Consider the following 22,747-nt stretch of genomic DNA (forward strand, 5'->3'; position numbering starts at 1 on the left):
ACGGGCGCCGAAAGCCTAGCAGGGCGAAGCGCCGCCGCGCACCTTACGGAGCTGTAATGAAACGGAGAGCCGTTACCGTCCGAACACCTCGACGCCGACGCCGCCGTCGGTCGCCAACCAGGCGCGCTTCATGCCCTGGCTGTTGTAGGGCTGGGCGATGTTGCCGTGACGGTCCAGGGCGATCAGGCCGCCGTCGCCGCCCAGGGCGCCGATGCGGTCGATGACGGCTTGCGACGCCTCGGCCAGAGACTGGCCGACGGCGACGCCGAAGGCCGTGCGCGCGGCGGCGGCGACGCGGATGAAATACTCGCCCTGGCCGGTGCAGGAGACGGCGGCGTGCTCGTCGGCCCAGGTTCCGGCGGCGGGGAGGGGGGTGTCGCCGACGCGGCCCGGCATCTTGCCGAACACGCCCGCCGTCGAGGTGGCGGCCGCCAGGCGGCCCTGGCTGTCCAGCACGCAGCAGCCGACGGTGCCGTGGCTCAGGCCGCTGGGCGGATGGTTGTCCTCGCCCTGACCGGCGCGGGTGTACCAGGCCTCGGGGTCTTCGACGCGCGCCAGGCCCTGTTCGGCGGCGAAGCGGGCGGCGCCGTTCCCGGCCAGCATGACGTGGGGGGTGCGGTCCATCACCGCGCGGGCGGCGACGACTGGGTTGCGGAATCCTTGCAGGGCGGCGACGGCCCCGGCCTTGCCGGTGACGCCGTCCATCAGGCTGGCGTCCAGCTCATAGTCGCCCGCCAGATTGGGCGAGGCGCCGCGCCCGGCGACATAGAGGCCGGAGTCCTCCAGCATGACGACCGCCTCGACCGCTACGTCCAGGGCCGAGGCCCCGGCGTCCAGCCGCGCCTTCATCGCCTCCACCACCTCGCGCATGTGCACGACCTCGGCGTCGTAGTTGCGCTCGCGCCGGGCGCCGGCGCCGCCGTGAAGGATGAGGGCGGGTTTCGCCATGATCGTCTCCTCAGAACCCATTCGGCCTCTTTGCATCGGGCCGCAGGCTGATTAGCGTCGCCGGCGTGTCGGCGCCATGGCCGATGGGGGATAGCTGAAAAGAGTTCCTATGCGTGCAGTCCTGTCCAAGGCCCCCGGCGGCCCGGAATCGCTCGTCGTCGAGGAGGTCATGGACCCCACGCCCGGTCCGGGCGAGGTGGTGATCGAGGTCAAGGCTGTGGGCGTCAACTATCCCGACGCCCTGATCATCGCCGACAAATACCAGTTCAAGCCCGAGCGCCCCTTCGCGCCGGGGGCTGAGGTCGCGGGCGTCGTCGACGCCGTCGGCGAGGGGGTGAAGGGCGTGTTCCGGGGCGACCGCGTCGTCGTCGTGCCCGGCTGGGGCGGCATGGTCGAGCGGTTGAAGGTCAAGGCCGACAGCCTGATCCCCATTCCCGACGGCATGGACTATGAGACCGCCGCCGCCTTCATCATGACCTACGGCACCAGCTATTACGCCCTGAAGGACCGGGCGAACCTGCAGCCGGGCGAGACCCTGCTGGTGCTGGGCGCGGCGGGGGGCGTCGGCGCCGCCGCCGTCGAGCTGGGCAAGGCGATGGGCGCGCGCGTGGTCGCCGCCGCCTCGACCAACGACAAGGTCGAGTTCGCGCTGGAGTTGGGCGCTGACAATGGCCTGATCTACCCCTCCGGCCCGATGGACAAGGCGGCCCAGAAGGAGCTGTCGGGCGAGTTCAAGCTGTCGACCGGCCGCGACGGCGCCGATGTGGTCTTCGACGGCGTTGGCGGCGACTACGCCGAGCCGGCCCTGCGCGCGATGGACTGGAACGGCCGCTATCTGGTGGTGGGCTTCCCGGCGGGTATTCCGTCCCTGCCGTTGAACCTGACCTTGCTGAAGTCGGTGTCGGTGGTCGGCGTCTTCTGGGGCGCCGCCGTCGCCCGCGATCCCAAGGCCCATGCCGCCAACATGGCCGAGCTGATGCAGCTCTACGCCGAGGGCAAGATCAAGCCGCGCGTCAGCCGCACCTTCCCGCTGGAGCGCGCCCATGAGGCCATCCAGGCCCTCAGCGACCGCTCGGCCGTCGGCAAGATCGTGGTGAAGGTCGAGGACTAGGTCTAGCCCTCGTCCTCCCGCAGCCGCTTCAACGCCTGCGCCGCCTGATCGTGGTGGCGGGGCTTGAGGTGGGCGCCCAGGGTGGCCAGCACCGCCGCGATCACCGCCGCGTCGTCGGTGAAGCCGATGCCGGCGAAGATGTCGGGAATGGCGTCCACCGGCATGACGAAATAGGCCAGCGCCCCCAGGATCAGCCCCTTGGCCGCCAGCGGCGTCTTGGGATCCTGGGCGGCGTACCAGGCGGCCATCGCCTGTCCGGCGAAGGGGATGCGGGCGGCGGTGCGCCGCATCTTGGGCCAGAAGCCCTTGCGCACGCGCATCTCGTTCACCTTCTGCACGGCGGGAACCAGAGCCTTTTCAGGATTGATGGCGTCATCGGGCGACACCCCGTTGGTCTTTGCGGTCATGGCCGCTAAATCCTCGCACGAGCACTCGGTTCAATCGAATATAGGACGACTTTCATGAAACTCGACGCTTCGATCGCAGCAGTGGTGACGGGCGGGGCTTCGGGCCTCGGCGAAGGCACGGCACGCGCCCTGGCGGCCAAGGGCGTCAAGGTCGCCCTGTTCGACCTGAACGAAGAGCGCGGCGAGGTCATCGCCCAGGAGATCGGCGGCGTCTTCTGCAAGGTGGACGTGACCTCGGACGACAGCGTCGCCGCCGGCTTCGCCAAGGCCCGCGCCGCCCACGGCCAGGAACGCCTGACCGTCAACTGCGCCGGCATCGCCACCGGCCAGAAGACCGTCAGCCGCAAGCGTGAGACCGGCGAGATCCGCGCCCATGACATGGCGCAGTTCGAGCGCACCGTCTCGATCAACCTGTTCGGCACCTTCCGCGTCCTGTCGCAGTCGGCGGCGGGCATGGTCACGCTGGAGCCGATGGACGACGGCGAGCGCGGCCTGATCGTCAACACCGCCTCGGTCGCGGCTCAGGACGGCCAGATCGGCCAGGCGGCCTATTCGGCGTCCAAGGGCGGCGTCTACGCCATGACCCTGCCCGTCGCGCGCGACCTGATGAACGAGGGCGTGCGGGTCAACACCATCCTGCCGGGCATCATGTGGACGCCGATGATGGCGGGCATGGACCAGAAGGTGCAGGACGCCCTGGCCGCCATGATCCCCTTCCCCAAGCGCCTGGGCACGCCCGCCGACTACGCCGCCCTGGCCCTGCATCTGGCCGAGAACACCTACATCAACGGCGAGTGCATCCGTCTGGACGGGGCGATCCGTCTCGCGCCTCGCTAAGTGAGGGGAGGGAAGGCCGCTAACGCTCGCCGCGCGGCGGCTCGCTGCTTGAGCGGGCGGGGCGCGTAGCGGCGGCAGCAGCTGCGCTTTGAAGCGGCCTCCGAGGCGTCCGCGCGGGCGTTTTGGGGGCCGTTTTCGTGTGAAGTTTCAGGGCTATTCGAAAAAAATCGACGGATTGGACGAAAATCGAAAAAGGGGCTTGCGCGATCCGAAGTCGGTCCGCTATACGCCCCTTCCTCGACGGGGAGCAGCACATCGCTCCCAACGGAGTGCGGGCGTAGCTCAGGGGTAGAGCATCACCTTGCCAAGGTGAGGGTCGGGCGTTCGAATCGCCTCGCCCGCTCCAGTCGAAAGGGAAAACGGGGTCCGACCGCAAGGTCGGGCCCCGTTTCCTTTTGCGCTCAGACCTGTGACGTCCTTCGATACTCAAGTATCGTCACCCTCGGGCTTGTCCCGAGGGGCCAGGGTTGCTCCAGGCTTCGATGAAGGGGGTTCGAACGAGGGCTCTTGAACGATCTTTCAGATGCGTCTGCAATCTGGCCTAGCCCCTCGGGACAAGCCCGAGGGTGACGAGTGGGGTTCAACCTTACAGCCCCAGCGCGGCGCGGATGTCGCGCCAGTCGACGTATTTGAAGTTCTGGGTTCCGGTGTCGTTGACGTCGTCCTGGATCACCACCAGGCCCTCGGGGAAGGGGCCGACCGGACCGCCCAGAGCGGCCAGGCCGTCGGTGCCCGTCACCCCGTCGACCGTCCCGTCCACGACCACGAAGCGGCCCTTGTATTGCGGCGCAGCGCCGTCGATGCGCCAGACGGGGAAGGTCGAGTCGCCCTGGCTGGAGGCGATCAGATAGCGCGCGGCGCCGTCCGTCAGCGTCGTCAGTCCCTCGGCGTCGGCGACCAGCACCCCCGGCGCGACCGGCTGGACCAGGGTGCGCGTCCCGCCCGAGGCCGGGTCGAGGGCGTAGCGCCACAGGCCGACGTTCTCCTCGGCGATATAGAGGGCGTCGGTCGCCGGATCGGCGGCGCAGCCTTCGGAGATGGAGCCGATCTCGGCGCGGCGGACCAACTGTGCGGCGGGGCGGCCGTCGGGTCCGGCGGCGACGACGAACTGACGCAGTTCGCCTTCATGGCCGACCAGGACGGCGTGAACCTCTTCGCCGCGCCGGGCGAAGCAGAAGCCGTAGGGCTCGACCACGTCGGTGGCGATGGAGCCCCAGTAGCGCACCTTGTTGTCGCCGGTCCCGGCCGGGTCGAACAGATAGAGGGCGACGCCGGTGCGGCCCGGCGTGCGGTCGCTGGCCCCGATCAGCAGTTGCGGGCGGCCGTCGAGGCTCAGGCCCTCGACCACGTCGACGTTGTTCAGCAGCCCCTCGGGCATGAACTGCAGAATCTTGCCGTCGAAGCCGTAGACGTAGAGGCCCGCCTTCTTGTCGGTGCCGACGACGAAGCCGGGGGTCTGGACGCCGCCGATGGTAACGGGGGTCTTGGAAACCCAGACGGCGGGATCGTCGGCCGCGTCGTCGCCGACCGTGCCGACCGAGGGCGTCTCCAGCACGGCGCGCACGGGCGCGCCCTGGCCGACGAAGCCGCCGCCCTCGCCCTGATAGTCCACCTCATGCCCGGCGCAGGCGGCCAGAAGCAGGGCGGGGGCCAGAAGGCCGGCGAGCGAACGCAGGGGCAGGGAGGCGAGCATGAGCGGGGCTTTCCGTCCGAATGAGGAATGTCCGCCCGAAACACGCGCGCGACCGAGCGGTCAACGGCGCCGCCGCGACGGTTCGGCGATGGTTCGACAACGGATGATCCGGGTCGGGACGAACTGTCGTCATCCCGTGTTCCGCTCGCAGATTCCTTTTCGTGAAACCGTCGCGGCCGCGTCGTCGCGGCGCATTAGCCATCCCGCCGGAACCGGGCCGCCAGAAGCGGCGCCGGCCTTCGGGGATATGGACATGAAGCTCGGACTTCTTCTCAGCGCGGCGAGCCTGCCGCTGGTTTTCGCTGTCGCCGCCCAAGCTGCCGACGTTGCGGTTGACGCCGCTCCGGCCGTCGCGGCGGCCCCGGCGGGCGACGGCCTGATCGGCCGTGTCGTCAACGCGGACGGCTCGCCCCTGCCGGGCGCCGAGATCATCGACCGCGCCAGCGGCCGCCGCGCCGTCAGCAACAGCCAGGGCGAGTTCAACCTGGGCGGCGTCTCGGGCCAGCTCACGCTGGAAGCGCGCTACATCGGCCTGCCGACCGCGACCCAGACGGTCGCCGCCGCGCCGGGCCGCCTGACCTCGGTCACCGTCATGATGGGTTCGGGCGATGCGGTCGCCGTGGCCGACGTCATCGTCAACGGCGTCATCACCGAGGGCGTGGCCCGCTCGCTGAACCAGCAGAAGAACGCCGACGGCACCATCAACGTCCTGTCGGCCGACGCCATCGGCCGCTACCCCGATCCGAACGTGGCGGAATCGCTGCAGCGCGTGCCCGGCATCGCCATCCAGCGCGACCAGGGCGAGGGCCGTTACATCAACGTGCGCGGCGCGCCATCGGCCTTCACCGCCGTCTCGGTGGACGGGGTGACGGTTCCGGCCGTCGATCCGGGCACGCGCGCGGTCGACCTGGACACCCTGCCCAGCGACATCGTCTCCAACATCGAGATCTCCAAGACCCTGCTGCCGAGCCAGGACGCCGACTCCATCGCCGGCGCGGTCAACATCAAGACCCGCTCGGCCTTCGACCAGCGTCGCCTGGCTGTCAGCGGCTATGCCGGCGGCAGCTACAACGACTACGGCGGCGAGGACATCCGCGCGGGCGCCACGGCGTCGAACGTCTTCGGCGCGGACCAGACCTTCGGCGGCCTGCTGTCCTACTCCTACTCCAAGACCAACCGCCGCCCCGACAACGTCGAGTCCGGCTGGACCAAGATGGAGACTCCCGAAGGCGGCGAAGTCTTCGCCCTCGAGGAAAGCCTGTTCAAGGACTACGACACCGAGCGCACGCGCCAGTCGATCAACGGCTCGCTGGAGTTCCGCCCGTCGGACGCCTATCGCGCCTGGGTTCGCGGCTCGTTCGCCCAGTTCGAGGACGACGAATACCGCAACCAGCTGCTGCTGACCTATGACGAAGGAAACCTTCAGGCCGGCGCCACCGACCGCAAGGCGACCTTCGACGAGGTGACGGTCGAGCGCCAGCTGCGCCACCGCACCCAGAAGAACGAGATCCTGACCCTGACGACCGGGGCAGAGCGCATCTTCGGCAACGGCGCCGTGTGGGACGCGAACATCTCGTGGGCCAGCAGCGAGCAGACCTACCCGAACCGCAACGAGCTGCTGTTCCGGTCGCGGGCCAAGCCGTCGGTCACCTATGACTTCACCGGCGATCACTATCAGCCGACCTATTCGATCTTCACGACCGGCGAACACATGGATGCGGCGCAATACCGCTTCCGCGAGAACGCCTTCCGTTCCAGCACGACCGAGCAGGAAGAGCTGACCTTCCAGACCAATTTCGAGCTGCCCTCGGTCATCGGCGGCCGGGAAGTCACCTGGAAGTTCGGCGGCAAATACCGCACCCGCGACGTCTCGGCCGACGAGGACCGCTTCCGCAGCCGTGACGCCGCCCATGCGCCGTCGCAGTCCTACGCCGACCTACTGACGGGCTCGGACTCGCGCAACTACGACTATCTGCTGGGCAAGAAGTTCAACAACGGCCTGGCGGACGACTACTTCGGCCAGATGCGCCCGCTGTCGCCGATCCGTCCGGCGGATTCCATCGCGGCGGACTACACCGCCAAGGAAGACATTCTGTCGGCCTACGCCCAGGGCCGCCTCGACATCGGCGCGACCAACATCATCTTCGGCCTGCGCGTCGAGAACACCAAGTTCGAGGGCGAGGCCGCCAGCCTGATCGATAACGACGGCACCAAACCCTATGACATGGCGCGGGTCGATCGCGACGACACCGAGTTCTTCCCCAACCTGACGGTCCGCCACAGCTTCTCGGACAATCTGATCGGCCGTTTCGCCCTGACGCGCTCGATCTCGCGCCCCGAGTTCAACCAGATCGTCCCGCGCCGCATCGAGCAGACCGACGGCTCCAAGGTGTCTTATGAGATCGGCAATCCGGACCTGCAACCGACGCTGTCGAACAACGTCGACTTCGGCCTGGAATACTACTTCGCCTCCCTGGGCGTGGTGTCGGCCAACGCCTTCTACAAGGATCTGAGCGACTATCGTTATATCCTGAACTTTGGCGACGAGTTCGCGGCCTATGAGACTCCCATCAACGCTCCCAACGGCCATCTGATGGGCCTGGAGCTGAACTGGCAGCAGAAGTTCAGCTTCCTGCCGGGCTGGGCCTCGGGCTTCGGCGTCTTCGCCAACTACACCTGGACCGACGCCGAGATCGAAACGGCCCAGGCCTATGGCGGCCGCAACAAGTTCTCGCTGCCGGGCCAGTCGGAGAACAACTACAACCTGGCGCTCTTCTATGAGATGGCCGGTTTCAGCGCCCGCCTCAGCTACACCAAGCGCAGCGACTATCTGGAAGAGATCAACGCTGACGATCCCGACTTCGACCTGTTCGTCGAGGGCCGCGAGCAGCTGGACTTCACGGCCTCCTACGACTTCGGCAACGGGGTCGAGGTGTTCGGCGAGGCCAAGAACCTGACCGACTCTGCGGGCGTCCGCTACTACGGCTCGCGCGAGCGGACCTATGAGTACGAGAAGTTCGGCTACAACGTCTTCATGGGCGTGCGCTTCAAGTACTGATCGGTCGGTGAAGCGAAACGGAGGGCCGGGCGGCGACGCCTGGCCCTTTTGCCTTGCGGCTTTGGGCCGCTTTGCCTTTGGTCGGCATGGCCCCCGGCGCAATCCGGGCCTATATGGAGCCTGGCGGTTGACCCCGCCGGGGTCGGCGCTAGTGTCCGCACCGTTTCCCGAACCCTGCGCCAGACCGATCAGAGGACTTCCATGGCCGACGCTTCCCAGACCTACGACGTGGTGATCATCGGGGGCGGGCCGGGCGGCTACAACGCCGCCATTCGCGCTGGCCAACTGGGCCTCAAGGTCGCCTGCGTCGAGATGCGCTCGACCCTGGGCGGCACCTGCCTGAACGTCGGCTGCATGCCCTCCAAGGCCCTGCTGCACGCTTCGGAACTGTATGAGGCCGCGGGCAAGGACTTCGCCGGCATCGGCATCGAGGTGAAACCCAAGCTGAACCTGGGCCAGATGCACAAGGCCAAGGACGACAGCGTCGAGGCCCTGACCAAGGGCATCGAATTCCTGTTCAAGAAGAACAAGGTCGACTGGCTGAAGGGCCGCGGCCGCATCGCCGGCCAGGGCAAGGTCGAGGTCGAGGCCGCCGACGGCTCGAAGGCGACCTATGACGCCAAGAACATCATCATCGCCACCGGCTCCGAGCCGACCCCGCTGCCGGGCGTCGCCTTCGAAGAGGGCAAGGTCATCGACTCGACCGGCGCCCTGTTCCTGCCCAAGGTTCCCAAGCACATGATCGTCATCGGCGCGGGCGTGATCGGCCTGGAGCTGGGCTCGGTCTGGCGCCGCCTGGGCGCCGAAGTCACTGTCGTCGAATATCTGGACAAGGTCGGCGCCGGCATGGACGCCGAGGTCGCCACCGCCTTCCAGCGCGGCATGGCCAAACAGGGCATGACCTTCCGTATGGGGACCAAGGTCACCGGCGCCAAGTCGGTCAAGGACGGCGTCGAGCTGACGGTCGAGCCCGCCGCTGGCGGCGCCGCTGAAACGATCAAGGGCGACGTCGTCCTGGTCGCCATCGGCCGTCGTCCCTACACCGAGGGCCTGGGCCTGGAGACGGTCGGCATCACGCCGGACCAGCGCGGCTTCGTCGGCCACGACCACTTCAAGACCTCGGCGCCGGGCGTCTGGGTCATCGGCGACGTGACCCACGGCCCGATGCTGGCCCACAAGGCCGAGGAAGACGCCGTCGCCACGGTCGAGCTGATCGCCGGCAAGCCGGGCCACGTCGACTACGACCTGGTTCCGTCGGTCATCTACACCACGCCGGAAGTGGCCTGGGTCGGCAAGACCGAGGAGCAGCTGAAGGCCGCGGGCGTCAACTACAAGAAGGGCAAGTTCCCGTTCGCCGCCAACAGCCGCGCCAAGATCAACCACGAGACCGACGGCTTCGTGAAGGTGCTGGCCGATGCGACGACCGACAAGCTGCTGGGCGTCCACATCTATGGCCCGCAGGCCGGCGAACTGATCAGTGAAGCGACCATGACCATGGCCTTCGGCGGCTCGTCCGAAGACATCGCCCGCACTTGCCACCCGCACCCGACCCGCGCCGAAGCCGTCCGGCAGGCGGCCATGGGCGTCGAAGGTTGGACCATGCAGGCCTAAGCCTCACCGGCTTCCAGACCGCGATCTGAACGGCGCGCCCGCACGGGGCGCGCCGTTTTCGTCTGGGGCGGATTGCGGAAACTTAACTTGTCGGGACGCGGCCCCGCCCGCAGCTTCGCCACGGTTTCGCGAGAACGAGGTGAGGCGATGCGTCTGGGAATTTGGCTGGCGGCGGCGTGGGTGGCGATCGGTTCGGCCGCCTCGGCGCAGGCGTATCGTCCCTCGTTTCACCCCGACCAGTTGAAGGGACCGCCGGCAGGCGACCTCAATGAGGTGCTGGTGCTGGGTTCGCCTCACCTGTCCAGCCTGCCGGACAGCTTCCGTCCCGAGCTGCTGGAGCCCTTGCTGACGCGGCTGGAAGCCTGGCGCCCGACCGCTGTCGCCATCGAAAACCTGTCGGGTCTGCAGTGCGACGCCATGCGGCGTTATCCCTCGCGCTACGCCGAGTCAGTCGCAACCTACTGCTATGATCCGAGCGCCGAGGGGCAGGCCCTGGGCCTGGACGTGCCCGCGGCCAACGCTGAGGCCGAACGCCTGCTGGCGGACTGGCCCGCCGCTCCGACGGCGGCCCAGCGGCGACGGCTGGCGAGCCTCTTCCTCGCGGCGGGCGAGCCGTCCTCGGCCCTGGTGCAGTGGCTGCGGCTGCCCGAGGGCGAGCGCAAGACTCAGGACGGCCTGACGGCGGATATGGCGGCCAAGTTGAACCGGCGCATGACGCGCAAGAACGAGTCCGATCTGCTGGCCGCCGTCCTGGCGGCGCGGCTGGGCCAGGAGCGTCTGTGGGCGGTGGATGACCACACGGCGGACTCCGCCACCCGTCCCGAAGAAGAGGCGGCGCAGGCCAAGGCGATCATGGCGGCCTGGGACAATCCCTATGTCCAGACGCGCAAGGACATGGATCAGCCCCTGTTTGAAAACCTGGCTCAGGCTGACGGTCTGCTGAACATCTACCGCGCCTACAACACGCCGGAGGCGCAGATGCTCTCCTATCGTTCTGACTTCGGCGCGACCCACGTCGAGCCGTCGCCCGAGGCGTTCGGACGACGCTATCTCGGTTATTGGGAGACCCGCAACCTGCGCATGGTCGCCAATATGCGCGACGTGCTGGGCCGCTATCCGGGCACGCGGATGCTGACCATCGTCGGCGCCTCTCACAAGGGCTACTACGAAGCCTATCTGGACCAGATGCACGACGTGCGGCTGGTTAGCTCGGATGAGGTGCTGCGCTAGTTTCCGTCCCTTGCGCGCGACTTTGGTCGACGGGCCTCGCAATCAACCGCGCGTGCGCCCATGTCAGCGGCGAAAGCTTCATGAAGCAGGGGAGAACAGCATGGACCTTCAACTCACCGGCAAGCGCGCCCTGGTCTGCGGCGGCTCCAGCGGCCTGGGGCGGGCGGTGGCGACGGCCCTGGTGGCCGAGGGGGCGCATGTGGCCCTGCTGTCGCGTGATGCGGCCAAGCTGCAGGCCGTGGCCGACGAACTGAACGCCATGGGGCCGGGCAAGGCGGTCATCGCTCCGGCCGATCTGGCCGACCACGACGTCCTGGTGAAGGCGGTCGACGTCGCCGAGACGGCGCTGGGCGGGCCGATCCAGATCCTGCTGAACAACACCGGCGGGCCGTCGCCGTCGGGCGTGGCGGGTCTCGATCCGACGATCTGGCGCGATCAGTTCGAGGCCATGGTGCTGTCGGTCTTCCGCTTGACCGACCGGGTCATGCCGGGGATGCGGGCCATGGGCTGGGGGCGCGTCCTGAACGTCGCCTCGACCAGCGTGATCGAGCCGATCGGGACGCTGGGCGTATCCAACACCCTGCGCGCCTCGGTGGCGGCCTGGGCCAAGACCTTGGCGGGCGAAGTCGCGGCCAATGGGGTGACGGTCAACACCCTGCTGCCGGGCCGGATCGACACCCCGCGCATCGAGCGGCTGGACGCCGCCCGCGCCGCCGCCACGGGCGCGACGCCGCAGGACGCGCGCGCCGAGTCGGTCAAGTCCATCCCCGCTGGGCGTATCGGCACGACCGAGGAATTCGGCGCGGTGGCCGCCTTCTTGGCCAGCCCGCTGGCGGGCTATGTCACCGGCTCCCTGATCCGCATCGACGGCGGAGCGGTCAGGGCGATCTGACGCCAGGCGCGGGCGCAGGAAGCGGCGGCGGGCGCCGCATTACCCCGCCGAAGCGGATGCGTTTGGCGCCATAGTCCAGAATGACCCGGCTGAAGCGCGTCAGCACGTCTGCGCCCAGCAGCAGGGTCGGGCTTTCGATCAGGTTCAGCACATGAAAGACGTGCAGGTCGGCGAACAACAGGGGCGTGGACCCCAGATCGCGTCGGTGAAATTGCAGGTTCGCGACCTGGCCCGCCTCGGCCGTCAGTGACTGGCCGGTGACGCCATAGACGCGCACCTGCGGGCGGCTGGAGCCGCCCAGGCGCGCGTCCAGCGCTCGCAGCAGGGCGCGGTTGCCGATGGAGTACTGCGCGCCCGTGTCGATGAAGGCCGCGGCATCGACGCCGTCTGCGACGATGCGGGTGATCAGCAGGCGGCGGAACAGGTCTTCGTGCGACAGACTCTCGACGGACGGAAGGCGGCTGGCTCGACCCTCGCCGAACAGGCCCGCTGAACCTGGCCCGAAAGACGGCGCCAGCAGCACGCGCCGGTTCCGGAAGTCCAGGGTCAGGCGAAACGGGGCCAAGGCATCCAGCCCCAGCAATCCGTCCGCTCCCAGCAGGGCGTAAGGGAAGACCGGCGCGATCAGGTCCAGGAAACGTCGGCGTGAAAAGCCCAGGCGCGGCAGGCGAACGGTCGGCACGAGCTCTGACGATGTGATCCCGTGCACGCGGATCAGCGGCCCTGGTTCGAGTTGAAGCCTTTGCGCCAACTGGTCCGAGATCGAGGTGCGTTCCGCCCCCGTGTCGATGACGAAGACGCTGCGGCGCGCCCCCAGATCGACCTCGATCGCCATTCGCGTCAGCAGATTGGTCAGCAGCCGGGCCTCTCCATCCGGCGGAGGCGCAGGGGCGCCAGCCTGGGGCGCAGCGATGACAGGCGACGCCAGGGTCAGCCCGCCCGCCGACAGCAATCGAGTCAGGAGGGTGCGCCGATCAGCGCCGAGAGGCGGTTCAGGGGCGTTGGCTGTCCACACGCGCGAACTCCCGTCCCGCGATCATCCCGGCTCGAAATCTGGCGCCTTTTCCATGCGCTGAATAGTCAGCCGCGCGGGTGGGCCTGGGCGTAGGCGGCCAGCAGGCGGGCGGCGTCGACCTGGGTGTATTTCTGTGTCGTCGACAGGCTGGCGTGACCCAGCAGTTCCTGGATCGAGCGCAGGTCGGCGCCGGCGCCCAGCAGGTGGGTGGCGAAGCTGTGGCGCAGGGCGTGGGGCGTGGCCGAGGCGGGCAGGCCGAGGCGCCCCCGCAGCCGCTGCACGGTCGCCTGCACATGACGGGCGCTCAAGGGGCCGCCGCGCCGCGCCCGGAACAGGGCCTGGTCGGCGTCGAGGACGAAGGGCTGCAGCGCCAGATAGGCGTCCGTCGCCTCGCGCACCTGCGGCAGGACGGGGACCATCCGCGTCTTGTCGCCCTTGCCGGTGATGCGAAGGCTGTCGGGCAGGGGGGCGTCAGACCGCTTCAGCGACAGGGCCTCCGAAATCCGCAGGCCGCAACCGTAGAGCAGGGTCAGGACGGCGCGGTCGCGTGCGGCCTCCCACGGCTCCATGTCGGGGTCGGCTTCGGGTTCGTGCAGCAGGCCCTTGGCCTGATCCTCGCTGATCGGGCGGGGCAGGGACGGCTTGACCTTGGGGCCGCGCACCAGGGCCAGCTGCGGCGTCGCCACGCCGAGACGCCGGTCGAGAAAGGCGTGAAACCCCCGGATGGCGGCCAGGGTCTGGCTGAGCGAGCGGGCGTTCAGCGGGCGCTCCCCGCTGCGGCGCTCGGCCAGATGGGCGCGCGCCTCTGCCGCCGTGACCGAGCCCAGATCGGTCGCGCTCTGCGGCCCGCCGCGATGGCGCTCCAGAAAGGCCAGATACAGCCGGCCGATGTGGCCATAGGCCTCCAGCGTGCGCGGCGACAGGCGGCGCTCGTGGGCCAGGTGCTCCAGCCAGGCGGCCAGAGCGTCCTGCGAAGTCATGGAGGGGGCGGTCAGGCGTCCAGCGGCCATCGCTCGGCCATGCGTTCGACGACGCGGGCGACGAAGGCCACCAGTTCGCAGCCCATGGCGGGGGTGAAGCCGTCGTCCTCGCCCGAGCCGAAGGCGCACAGGGCCGCGCGCGGGGCGTTATCGCCGGGGGCGTTCAGGCTCATCCGCACCAGCGCCACCGAGGCGACCTCGCCCTCGGAGGGGCCGAACAGGCTGAGGCCGGTGAAGTTGGGGCCGAGCCAGTTCAGGCCGTCCTCGCCCAGCAGGGCGTCGACGCGGCCCGGCTCCAGCGCCTTCCAGCCGAAGGGGACGGCGCCCGGCTTTTCGATCGCCACGGCGGCGCCGGCCAGGCCGAAACGCCCCTGCGTCACGGCGTCCAGGCAGCGCGCCAGTTCGGCGTGGCTCTGGGCCTCCATCAGGTCCAGGGCGGCGACGTGGGTCTGGGTCTGGGCGGCGAAGTTGGCGCGGGCGATCTCTTCGATGAGCCTGCGCGCCCCGGCCTCGCGCTGGGCGACGGCCTCCAGCCGCGCCAGGGCGGCGCGGCCGAAGTCGACGACGTTGCGGCCCGTGGCGGTCAGGCCCAGCTCTTCCAGCAGGGCGCGGTCGTCCAGCAGGTGTTCGGCGTGATCGCCCAGCCAGGCGCGCACCTGCGGCCAGTGCAGGCCCGCCGCCGGGTTGGTGGAGAGGTCCAGGGAAGTGCTCAAACGGACCTCTCGTCGGGTCAGAAACTATAGAATCGACTGACCGGTCTTGCCCCAGTCCGCCAGGAAGGCATCCAAACCCTTGTCGGTTAACGGGTGCTTTACCAGGGCCTTGAAAACGTCGGCCGGAATGGTCGAGGCGTCGGCGCCGGCCAGGGCGGCGGCGGTCACATGGTCCGCATTGCGCACCGAGGCGGCCAGGATTTCCGTGCTGAAGTCGTGGATGTCGTACAGGGTGCGGATGTCCTCCAGCAGGCCCACGCCGTCGGCGCCGACATCATCCAGACGACCGACGAAGGGCGATATGAAGGTCGCGCCCGCCTTGGCCGCCAGCATGGCCTGGGCCGCCGAGAAGCACAGGGTCACGTTGGTCTTGATCCCCTTGTCGGCGAAGGCGCGGGTGGCGCGCAGGCCGTCCCACGTCAGCGGCAGCTTGACCACGACGTTGGGGGCGATGGAGGCCAGCTTGTCGCCCTCCTTGACCATGGTCTCGAAGTCGGTGGCCACGGCCTCGGCCGAGATCGGCCCCTCGACCAGGGCGCAGATTTCGGCGATGACCTCGGCGATGTTGCGACCCGACTTGGCGATCAGGCTAGGATTGGTGGTGACGCCGTCCACCATCCCGGTGGGCAGCAAGTCCTTGATGACGGCGACGTCGGCGGTGTCGAGAAAGAGTTTCATGGGACCAGTTTTAGCGCCGAGTTGTGACGGAAGCGACCGTCTTTCGCGGCCAGGGAAGTTTCAGACTCCGTGATCGAAAAAACAGAGTCCAATTCGTCTGAATCGTCTGAAATCGCTTCGCCGGGCGTGGCGGAAGGCGGCGATCATGGCAGGGCGCGACGTCGGTATCGGACGTCGGAGTTGCGGGCGTGCGAGGGCGCGTTGTGAAAGTCGCCTCCGTGCTCATTCCCCTGCCGGTGCCGGAAGCCTTCGACTATGCAGTTCCCGAGGCGCTGTCGGTCGCGCGCGGCGATCAGGTCGCCGTGCCGCTGGGCCCGCGCCTGATCCGGGGCGTAGTGGCCGAGGTGTTCGAGACGACCGGCTCCAATCGCAAGCTGAAGGCAGTCGAGCAGTTGCTGGACGATCCGCGCCTGCCGGAACGGACGCTGGACTTCGTCGAATGGGCGGCGCGCTGGACCCTGAGCCCGCCGGGCGAGATGGCGGCGACGGCGCTGAAGGGGCTGCGCGCGCCCCGGCCCCGCCCCGAGCGGCGGGTGCGGCGCATCGAGGGGCGCAGTCCCGCTCGCCCGACCGCGGCGCGCACGGCGGTGCTGGAGGCCCTGGGCCAACGATCCATGCCCGGCCCCGATCTGGCCCGAGCGGCGGGCGTCTCGTCCGGCGTGGTCAAGGGGCTGGTCGATGAAGGCGTGCTGGAGGTGTTCGAGGTCGAGGCCGTCGCCGCCTTCGATGCGCCTGACCCCGACCATGCGCCCGCGACGCTGAACCCGGATCAGGCGGCCTCGGCGGCGGCCATCGCCGAGGCGGTGACGGCGGGCGGCTTTGCGCCCTTCCTGCTGGACGGGGTGACGGGCTCGGGCAAGACGGAGGCCTATCTGGAGGCGGCGGCGCGGGCGCTGCGGGCCGATCCGACGGCGCAGGTGCTGATCCTGCTGCCCGAGATCGCCCTGACCCAGGCGGTCATCGAGCGCATCACCGCCCGCTTCGGCGTCGCCCCGGCCGAATGGCATTCCGGCGTCGCCCCCCCGCGCCGTCGACAGGCGTGGGAGGCGGTGGTCGCCGGGCGCTGCAACATCGTGGTCGGCGCGCGCTCGGCCCTGTTCCTGCCCTACGCCAACCTGCGCCTGATCGTTGTGGACGAGGAGCACGACGGCTCGTTCAAGCAGGAGGAGGGGCTGGTCTATCACGGCCGCGACCTGGCCGTGGCGCGGGCGCGGATCGAGGGGGCGGCGGTGGTGCTGGCCTCGGCCACCCCGTCGCTGGAGACGCTGTGGAACGCGCATCAGGGACGGTATCGGTGGCTGAAGCTGGCGGCGCGGCACGGGGCGGCGGTGTTGCCCGAGATCGGGCTGATCGACCTGCGCGAATGCCCGCCGGACCCGCAGACCTGGCTGTCTCAGCCGCTGCGTGAAGCCATCGGCGAGACCCTGGCGCGCGGCGAACAGAGCCTACTGTTCCTCAATCGACGCGGCTATGCGCCGGTGGTGTTGTGCCGCGCCTGCGGGCATCGGCTGACGGCGCCGGACACGGATTCCTGGCTGGTCGAGCATCGCTACACCGGGCGGTTGGTCTGCCATCTGACGGGCTTTTCGATGCCCAAGCCCAAGGCCTGTCCGTCATGCGGCGCAGAGGATTCGCTGGTCCCGGTCGGGCCGGGCGTCGAGCGGGTCGAGGAGGAGGTGCGCCAGCTCTTCCCGCAGGCGCGCACGGCCGTCTTCAGCTCGGACACCGTGCCGGACGGCAAGTCGGCCCGCGCCCTGATCCAATCCATGGCCGACGGCGAGATCGACATCCTGGTCGCCACCCAGGCTGCGGCGAAAGGCCACAACTTCCCGCGCCTGACGCTGGTGGGCGTGGTCGATGCGGACCTGGGCTTGCGCGGCGGCGACCTGCGCGCGGCCGAGCGCACCTATCAGCTGCTGGCTCAGGCCACGGGCCGGGCGGGGCGGGCGGATAAGCCGGGCCGGGCCCTGCTGCAGACTTGGACGCCCGAGCATCCGGTGTTGCAGGCGCTGGCGGCGGGCGACCGCGACGCCTTCGTCGAGGCGGAGATGGCCGAGCGCGAGGCGGCGTCCCTGCCGCCGCACGGCCGTCTGGCGGCGCTGATCCTGTCCAGCGAGAACGCCATGGCGGTCGAGAAGGTCGCCCGCGATCTGGCCGAGGCCATCCCCAACGCCGAGCGGTTGGAGGTCTACGGCCCCGCCGACGCGCCGCTGGCGCTGGTGCGCGGGCGGCGGAGGAAGCGGCTGCTGGTGCGGGCCGATCGGGACGTGAACCTGCAGGCCTTCCTGCGCGCCTGGCTGGCGCGGGTGAAGGTTCCGGCGTCGGTGCGGCTGACGGTGGACGTGGATCCTTATAGTTTCCTGTAAGATGCGCTGGCGCCTACCCACTCTCCGTCATCCTCGGGCTTGACCCGAGGATCGGTCCATCCGCCTGCGCGGCATTGGAGAGGGCGAGCGCGCCCGCCGCTCGATCCTCGGGTCAAGCCCGAGGAGGACGATGGAGTGAGGGGTAAGGGACGAGGGCCGCGCTTATCGCGGCCCGGTCAGCCGGATCTCGAACAGGCTGGGCCAGTTCTTGCCGGTGACGAACAGGCGGCGGTTCTGCGCGTCCCAGGCGATGCCGTTCAGCACGTCGTCGACCGGATCCTTCACCTGATCCCTGGGCAGCAGGCCGCTGAGATCGATGACGCCGACCACGCGGCCGGACTCTGGGTCGATGCGGAGGATGTAGTCGGTCTGCCAGACGTTGGCCCAGACCTCGCCGTCGATCCATTCCAGCTCGTTCAACTGGCGCACCGGGCGGCCGTTCAGGGTGACGGAGACGCGGCCGGTCTCGGCCTGGGTGTCGGGATCGAGGAAGCGCAAGGCCGCCGATCCGTCCGACAGGATCAGGCGCGTCCCGTCGTTCGTCAGTCCCCAGCCCTCGCCCGCATAGGCGAAGCGGGAGACGGGCTTCAGGTCGTCCGCGCTCCAGATGAAGCCGACGCCGTTGATCCAGGACAGGGAGAAGACGCGGCCGTCCTTCTCGGTCAGGCCTTCGCCGAAAAATTCAGGGTCGAGATCGCGCTTCTGCAACACGACGCCGTCCTCCAGCCGCACGCGGCGCACGCTGGAAGGGTTGCGGCCGGTGCTCTCGATCAGCACGCCGTCGCGAATGACCAGCCCCTGGGTGAAGGCGGTCGGGTCGTGGGGGAAGGTCCGCACCACCTCATAGCCGTAGACCGGAACGCGGGCCGGTGCGGGCTGAGGGGAAGAAGAAGGGGCCGGCCCCGGCGCTTGCGCCGCCGCTGACGCGGGAAGCGCCAGCAGAAGCATCGCCAGGACCGGCCCGATACGCACGTTCAGACGCCGGGCTCGGCGGTTTCGGCCTTGTTGAGGGCGGCCTGGGCGGCTTCCTCGGCCTGGTTCTTTCTGATCTGGGCGTTGCGCGACCACATGTTCAGGCCCTCGACCAGGGCCGAGAAGGCCATGGCGGCGTAGATGTAGCCCTTGGGCACGTGGACGCCGAAGCCGTCGGCGATCAGCACGGCGCCGATCATCAGCAGGAAGCCCAGGGCCAGCATGACCACGGTCGGGTTCTTGTCGATGAAGTTGGCCAGCGGATCGGCGGCCAGCAGCATGACGGTCACGGCGATGATGACCGCGATCATCATGATCGGGATGTGATCGGTCATGCCCACGGCGGTCAGGATGGAGTCCACCGAGAACACCAGGTCCAGCAGGATGATCTGGAAGATGGCCGAACCGACGTTGTTGATGACGACGTCCTTCTTGTCCTTCTCCAGCATATCGTTCGACGGGGTGACGTCGACGGCGTGGTGGATCTCCTTGGTGGCCTTCCAGACCAGGAAGAGGCCGCCGGCGATCAGGATCAGATCGCGCCAGGAGAAGGCGGTGTCGAAGGTCTCGCCGTGGAAGCCCAGGTCGAAGACCGGCTGGGTCAGGCCGACGATCCAGCCGATGGTGGCCAGAAGGCCCAGGCGCATGATCAGCGCCAGGCCGATGCCGATACGGCGCGTGCGCTGGCGGTGCTCGGGCGGGAGCTTGTTCGAGAGGATCGAGATGAAGATCAGGTTGTCGATCCCCAGCACCACCTCCATGACCACGAGGGTCACAAGGGCCGCCCAGGCGGCGGGATCGGTCAACAGCGGGGTTATGCTTTCGAGCATCGGGGTTCCTGAAGGGTGTTGGAAGGTTTTCGGTAACGGGAGCGTGAGCGCGCATCAAGCGTCGGATGGCGTCGTCGTCGTCGCAGGCCCTCCTGTCGAACCCAGCTTGACCGGTCCTATTCGACCAAAGAGAGCGCGGGTGCGGCGTTATCGTTCCGCGCCCCTCGGTTGCGAGGCGAGGCCTTGCATGGTATCAGCCGCGCGGCTTTAGCGAAGGGCGTATCGAAAGATGCGTCCCCAGCGTGCTTTCTACAAGCATTTCAGGCCCTTGACTGGCGCAGGCGACTGCGGCCGGTCTTGATCCAAACGCTTCAGACGCGGACCAAATATAAGTGGCGGACGATTTCAGGACGACGGAAGTCGGCGGACGGTATGCACAAGCGCTGTTCGACCTCGCGGACGAGACGGGGGCGCTCGACGCCGTGCGCGCCGATCTGGCTGCGCTAAAGGCGGCCTGGCTGGACAGCGCGGACCTGCGCCGTCTCGCCACCTCGCCCGTCGTGGCGTCGGCGGATCAGGCCAAGGGTCTGGCCGCCATCGCCGACAAGGCCAAGTTCAATGTGACGACGCGCAACTTCCTGGGCCTGCTGGGCCAGAACGGTCGCGCGTCGGACCTGCCGGGCGTGATCGCCGGCTTCGAGGCGCTCTACGCCAAGAAGACGGGCGTCGTGGCCGCCGAGGTGGTCTCGGCCGTGGCGCTGAGCGCCGCCCAGACCAAGAAGATCCAGGCCGAGCTGCGCGCCGCCCTGGGTCGCGACCCCGAACTGACCGCCCGCGTCGATCCGACGATCCTGGGCGGCCTGAAGGTCAAGGTGGGCTCGAAGCTGTTCGACGCCTCGCTGAAGACCAAGCTCGACCAGATGACCTTTGCGCTGAAGCGCGCCTAAGCCCCGAATTCCAGATCAAGCCGGGCCAGCGGGCCCGCACCGAAGACGAAAGCCGAAAGAGCCAATCATGGATATCCGCGCCGCCGAAATCTCGGCCATCCTCAAGTCGCAGATCGCCAACTTCGGCGTGGAAGCCGACGTCTCGGACGTCGGCCAGGTGCTGTCGGTCGGCGACGGCATCGCGCGCATTCACGGTCTGGACAACGTCCAGGCCGGTGAAATGGTCGAGTTCACCAAGGCCGGCGTGAAGGGCATGGCCCTGAACCTGGAGCGCGACAACGTCGGCGCCGTGATCTTCGGCGCGGACGCCGCCATCGCCGAGGGCGACGACGTCCGCCGCCTAGGCGAGATCGTGGACGTGCCGGTCGGCAAGGGCCTGCTGGGCCGCGTCGTCAACCCGCTGGGCGAGCCGATCGACGGCAAGGGCCCGATCCAGTTCACCGAGCGTCGCCGCGTCGACGTGAAGGCCCCCGGCATCATCCCGCGCAAGTCGGTTCACGAGCCGATGCAGACGGGCATGAAGGCGATCGACACCCTGATCCCGGTCGGCCGCGGCCAGCGCGAGCTGATCATCGGCGACCGTCAGGTCGGCAAGACCGCCGTCGCCATCGACACCATTCTGAACCAGAAGGCCGTCAACAAGTCGGACGACGAGTTGGCCAAGCTGTACTGCATCTACGTCGCCATCGGTCAGAAGCGCTCGACCGTGGCCCAGATCGTCAAGACCCTCGAAGAGTCGGGCGCGCTGGAATACACCATCGTCGTGGCCGCCACGGCGTCGGAACCGGCCCCGCTGCAGTTCCTGGCCCCGTTCGCCGGCACCGCCATGGGCGAGTATTTCCGCGACAACGGCATGCACGGCCTGATCATCTATGACGATCTGTCCAAGCAAGCTGTTGCGTATCGCCAGATGTCGCTGCTGCTGCGCCGTCCGCCGGGCCGTGAAGCCTATCCGGGCGACGTCTTCTACCTGCACTCGCGCCTGCTGGAGCGTTCGGCCAAGCTGAACGAGGACTACGGTTCGGGCTCGCTGACGGCTCTGCCGATCATCGAAACCCAGGCCAACGACGTGTCGGCCTACATCCCGACCAACGTGATCTCGATCACCGACGGCCAGATCTTCCTGGAATCGGACCTGTTCTATCAGGGCATCCGTCCGGCCGTGAACGTCGGCATCTCGGTGTCGCGCGTGGGCTCCTCGGCCCAGATCAAGGCCATGAAGCAGGTCGCCGGTTCGATTAAGGGCGAGCTGGCCCAGTATCGTGAAATGGCCGCCTTCGCGAAGTTCGGCTCGGACCTGGACATTTCGACCCAGAAGCTGTTGGCGCGCGGCGCCCGCCTGACCGAGCTGCTGAAGCAGCCGCAGTACTCGCCGCTGGCCGTCGAAGAGCAGGTCGTCTCGATCTACGCCGGCACGCGCGGCTACCTGGACGGCATCGCCGTTTCGGACGTCGGCCGCTTCGAGAGCGAACTGCTGGCCCGCGTTCACGCCAACCACGCCTCGCTGCTGGACGGCATCCGCACCAAGAAGGCCCTGACGCCCGAGCTGGAAGCCGAGCTTAAGGACATCCTGGCGGCCTTCGCCAAGACCTTCGCCTAACCGTTCGGCCCTGTAGTCAAAGGAAGAGCAGAGCCGGATGGCTAGCCTCAAGGAAATGCGCGATCGGATCGGAAGCGTCAAAGCGACGCAGAAGATCACGAAAGCCATGCAGATGGTCGCGGCGGCCAAGCTGAAGCGCGCCCAGGAGCAGGCGGAGAACGCCCGCCCCTATGCGTCGCGGATGGCCTCGGTCATCGCCAACCTGGCGGCCGGCGTCGGCGACGACGGCCCGCGCCTGATGACCGGAACCGGCGCCGACCAGAAGCATCTGGTCGTCGTCGCCACGGCCGACAAAGGCCTGGCGGGCGGGTTCTCGACCAACGTCATCCGCGCCGCGCGGGACCACATCAACAGCCTGATCGCCAACGGCAAGACGGTCGAGATCGTGGCCGTCGGCCGCAAGTCGCGCGACCAGCTGACCCGCCTGTTCGGCGACAAGGTCGTCAAGACCTTCGAACTGAGCGAGCACAAGACGGTGGGCCTGCATTCGGCCCAGCCGATCGCCGAGCTGCTGGCCGAGAAGTTCGAAGCGGGCGAGGCCGACAAGGTCACCCTCTTCTACAGCCAGTTCAAGTCGGTGATCTCTCAGGTTCCGTCGCTGCGTCAGCTGGCTCCGGCCAAAGTCGACGCGGACGCCTCGGCCGAGGCCGGCGCGCTCTATGAGTATGAGCCGTCGGAAGAGGACATCCTCGAGACCCTGCTGCCGCGCAACCTGACGACGCAGATCCTGGCCGCCCTGCTGGAAAACCAGGCCGGCTTCTTCGGCGCCCAGATGGCTGCGATGGACAACGCCACGCGCAATGCGGGCGATCTCATCAGCGCCCTGACGCTGCAGTACAACCGTTCCCGCCAGGCTCAGATCACCACCGAGCTGATCGAGATCATCGCCGGCGCTGAAGCGCTCTGATCCCGACACAGC

The 22,747-nt window shown here is 68.5% G+C and carries 19 protein-coding genes and 1 tRNA gene; 11 read left to right on the top strand and 9 right to left on the bottom strand.

Annotation, left to right across the window (positions count from 1 at the left end; all coding sequences use genetic code 11):
- Positions 1-72 precede the first annotated feature (72 nt).
- Entirely contained in the window at positions 73-948 is an 876-nt protein-coding gene (locus ABC419_RS03200; protein ID WP_412876379.1) for an isoaspartyl peptidase/L-asparaginase family protein, read from the bottom strand.
- Between the two features lie 109 nt (positions 949-1,057).
- Between ABC419_RS03200 and ABC419_RS03205 the strand changes: the two genes are divergently transcribed.
- Positions 1,058-2,059: an NADPH:quinone oxidoreductase family protein gene (locus ABC419_RS03205; RefSeq protein WP_412876378.1), complete on the top strand. Its 1,002-nt coding sequence runs from the start codon at positions 1,058-1,060 to the stop codon at positions 2,057-2,059.
- A 2-nt stretch (positions 2,060-2,061) separates the two neighbouring features.
- Here the strand turns inward: ABC419_RS03205 and ABC419_RS03210 are convergent, their stop codons facing one another.
- On the bottom strand, positions 2,062-2,466 hold the full coding sequence (locus ABC419_RS03210; protein ID WP_125900359.1) for a YkvA family protein: 405 nt from the start codon (positions 2,464-2,466) through the stop codon (positions 2,062-2,064).
- Between the two features lie 54 nt (positions 2,467-2,520).
- Here ABC419_RS03210 and ABC419_RS03215 point away from each other — a divergent pair, with 54 nt between their 5' ends.
- Both ABC419_RS03215 and ABC419_RS03220 read left to right on the top strand, forming a co-directional pair.
- The gene (locus tag ABC419_RS03215) at positions 2,521-3,303 is read left to right on the top strand and encodes an SDR family oxidoreductase (protein WP_087141363.1); all 783 of its coding nucleotides are present in this window, start codon (positions 2,521-2,523) and stop codon (positions 3,301-3,303) included.
- Between the two features lie 271 nt (positions 3,304-3,574).
- Positions 3,575-3,649, top strand: a tRNA-Gly gene (locus ABC419_RS03220).
- A 240-nt stretch (positions 3,650-3,889) separates the two neighbouring features.
- Here the strand turns inward: ABC419_RS03220 and ABC419_RS03225 are convergent.
- Positions 3,890-4,996 carry a phytase gene (locus ABC419_RS03225; RefSeq protein WP_412876377.1) on the bottom strand — a complete coding sequence of 369 codons (1,107 nt, stop codon included), beginning with the start codon at positions 4,994-4,996 and terminating at the stop codon, positions 3,890-3,892.
- Between the two features lie 253 nt (positions 4,997-5,249).
- Here ABC419_RS03225 and ABC419_RS03230 point away from each other — a divergent pair, with 253 nt between their 5' ends.
- The 4 genes from ABC419_RS03230 to ABC419_RS03245 all read left to right on the top strand — a co-directional run bounded on the left by ABC419_RS03230 (position 5,250) and on the right by ABC419_RS03245 (position 11,787).
- The gene (locus ABC419_RS03230; RefSeq protein ID WP_412876376.1) at positions 5,250-8,054 is read left to right on the top strand and encodes a TonB-dependent receptor; all 2,805 of its coding nucleotides are present in this window, start codon (positions 5,250-5,252) and stop codon (positions 8,052-8,054) included.
- Between the two features lie 201 nt (positions 8,055-8,255).
- Positions 8,256-9,665, top strand: a complete 1,410-nt coding sequence (lpdA, locus tag ABC419_RS03235) for a dihydrolipoyl dehydrogenase (protein ID WP_412876375.1) — start codon at positions 8,256-8,258, stop codon at positions 9,663-9,665.
- A 147-nt stretch (positions 9,666-9,812) separates the two neighbouring features.
- Positions 9,813-10,895, top strand: coding sequence for a DUF5694 domain-containing protein (locus ABC419_RS03240; protein WP_412876374.1), 1,083 nt, complete (start codon positions 9,813-9,815; stop codon positions 10,893-10,895).
- Between the two features lie 100 nt (positions 10,896-10,995).
- Positions 10,996-11,787, top strand: a complete 792-nt coding sequence (locus ABC419_RS03245) for an SDR family oxidoreductase (RefSeq protein ID WP_412876373.1) — start codon at positions 10,996-10,998, stop codon at positions 11,785-11,787.
- Here the strand turns inward: ABC419_RS03245 and ABC419_RS03250 are convergent.
- The 4 genes from ABC419_RS03250 to fsa all read right to left on the bottom strand — a co-directional run bounded on the left by ABC419_RS03250 (position 11,774) and on the right by fsa (position 15,173).
- A complete protein-coding gene (locus tag ABC419_RS03250) occupies positions 11,774-12,802 on the bottom strand; it encodes an aspartyl protease family protein (RefSeq protein WP_200166312.1) in 1,029 nt (342 codons plus the stop codon). The two genes, ABC419_RS03245 and ABC419_RS03250, sit on opposite strands and share 14 nt — an antisense overlap.
- Positions 12,803-12,867: 65 nt before the next feature.
- The gene (locus tag ABC419_RS03255) at positions 12,868-13,782 is read right to left on the bottom strand and encodes a tyrosine recombinase XerC (protein ID WP_412877975.1); all 915 of its coding nucleotides are present in this window, start codon (positions 13,780-13,782) and stop codon (positions 12,868-12,870) included.
- Positions 13,783-13,793: 11 nt separating this feature from the next.
- The gene (locus ABC419_RS03260) at positions 13,794-14,495 is read right to left on the bottom strand and encodes a DUF484 family protein (protein ID WP_412876372.1); all 702 of its coding nucleotides are present in this window, start codon (positions 14,493-14,495) and stop codon (positions 13,794-13,796) included.
- A gap of 24 nt (positions 14,496-14,519) precedes the next feature.
- Complete coding sequence (gene fsa, locus ABC419_RS03265; protein WP_003166309.1) at positions 14,520-15,173, bottom strand: fructose-6-phosphate aldolase; 654 nt, start codon at positions 15,171-15,173, stop codon at positions 14,520-14,522.
- Positions 15,174-15,376: 203 nt separating this feature from the next.
- Between fsa and ABC419_RS03270 the strand changes: the two genes are divergently transcribed.
- Positions 15,377-17,539 (top strand): primosomal protein N', encoded by a 2,163-nt coding sequence (locus tag ABC419_RS03270; protein ID WP_412876371.1) that lies wholly within the window; start codon positions 15,377-15,379, stop codon positions 17,537-17,539.
- A gap of 162 nt (positions 17,540-17,701) precedes the next feature.
- Here ABC419_RS03270 and ABC419_RS03275 read toward each other — a convergent pair whose 3' ends face one another.
- Positions 17,702-18,487, bottom strand: coding sequence for a glutaminyl-peptide cyclotransferase (locus ABC419_RS03275; RefSeq protein ID WP_412877974.1), 786 nt, complete (start codon positions 18,485-18,487; stop codon positions 17,702-17,704).
- Between the two features lie 26 nt (positions 18,488-18,513).
- Entirely contained in the window at positions 18,514-19,341 is an 828-nt protein-coding gene (locus tag ABC419_RS03280) for a TerC family protein (protein WP_125900370.1), read from the bottom strand.
- A gap of 332 nt (positions 19,342-19,673) precedes the next feature.
- Between ABC419_RS03280 and ABC419_RS03285 the strand changes: the two genes are divergently transcribed.
- The 3 genes from ABC419_RS03285 (at position 19,674) to ABC419_RS03295 (ending at position 22,735) form a co-directional block, all read left to right on the top strand.
- Positions 19,674-20,228, top strand: a complete 555-nt coding sequence (locus tag ABC419_RS03285) for a F0F1 ATP synthase subunit delta (RefSeq protein ID WP_200166320.1) — start codon at positions 19,674-19,676, stop codon at positions 20,226-20,228.
- Between the two features lie 67 nt (positions 20,229-20,295).
- Positions 20,296-21,828, top strand: coding sequence for a F0F1 ATP synthase subunit alpha (gene atpA / locus ABC419_RS03290; protein ID WP_412878764.1), 1,533 nt, complete (start codon positions 20,296-20,298; stop codon positions 21,826-21,828).
- A 37-nt stretch (positions 21,829-21,865) separates the two neighbouring features.
- Complete coding sequence (locus tag ABC419_RS03295; RefSeq protein ID WP_412876370.1) at positions 21,866-22,735, top strand: F0F1 ATP synthase subunit gamma; 870 nt, start codon at positions 21,866-21,868, stop codon at positions 22,733-22,735.
- Positions 22,736-22,747 lie beyond the last annotated feature (12 nt).

This window comes from Brevundimonas phoenicis (assembly GCF_047237745.1).
Taxonomy (GTDB): domain Bacteria; phylum Pseudomonadota; class Alphaproteobacteria; order Caulobacterales; family Caulobacteraceae; genus Brevundimonas.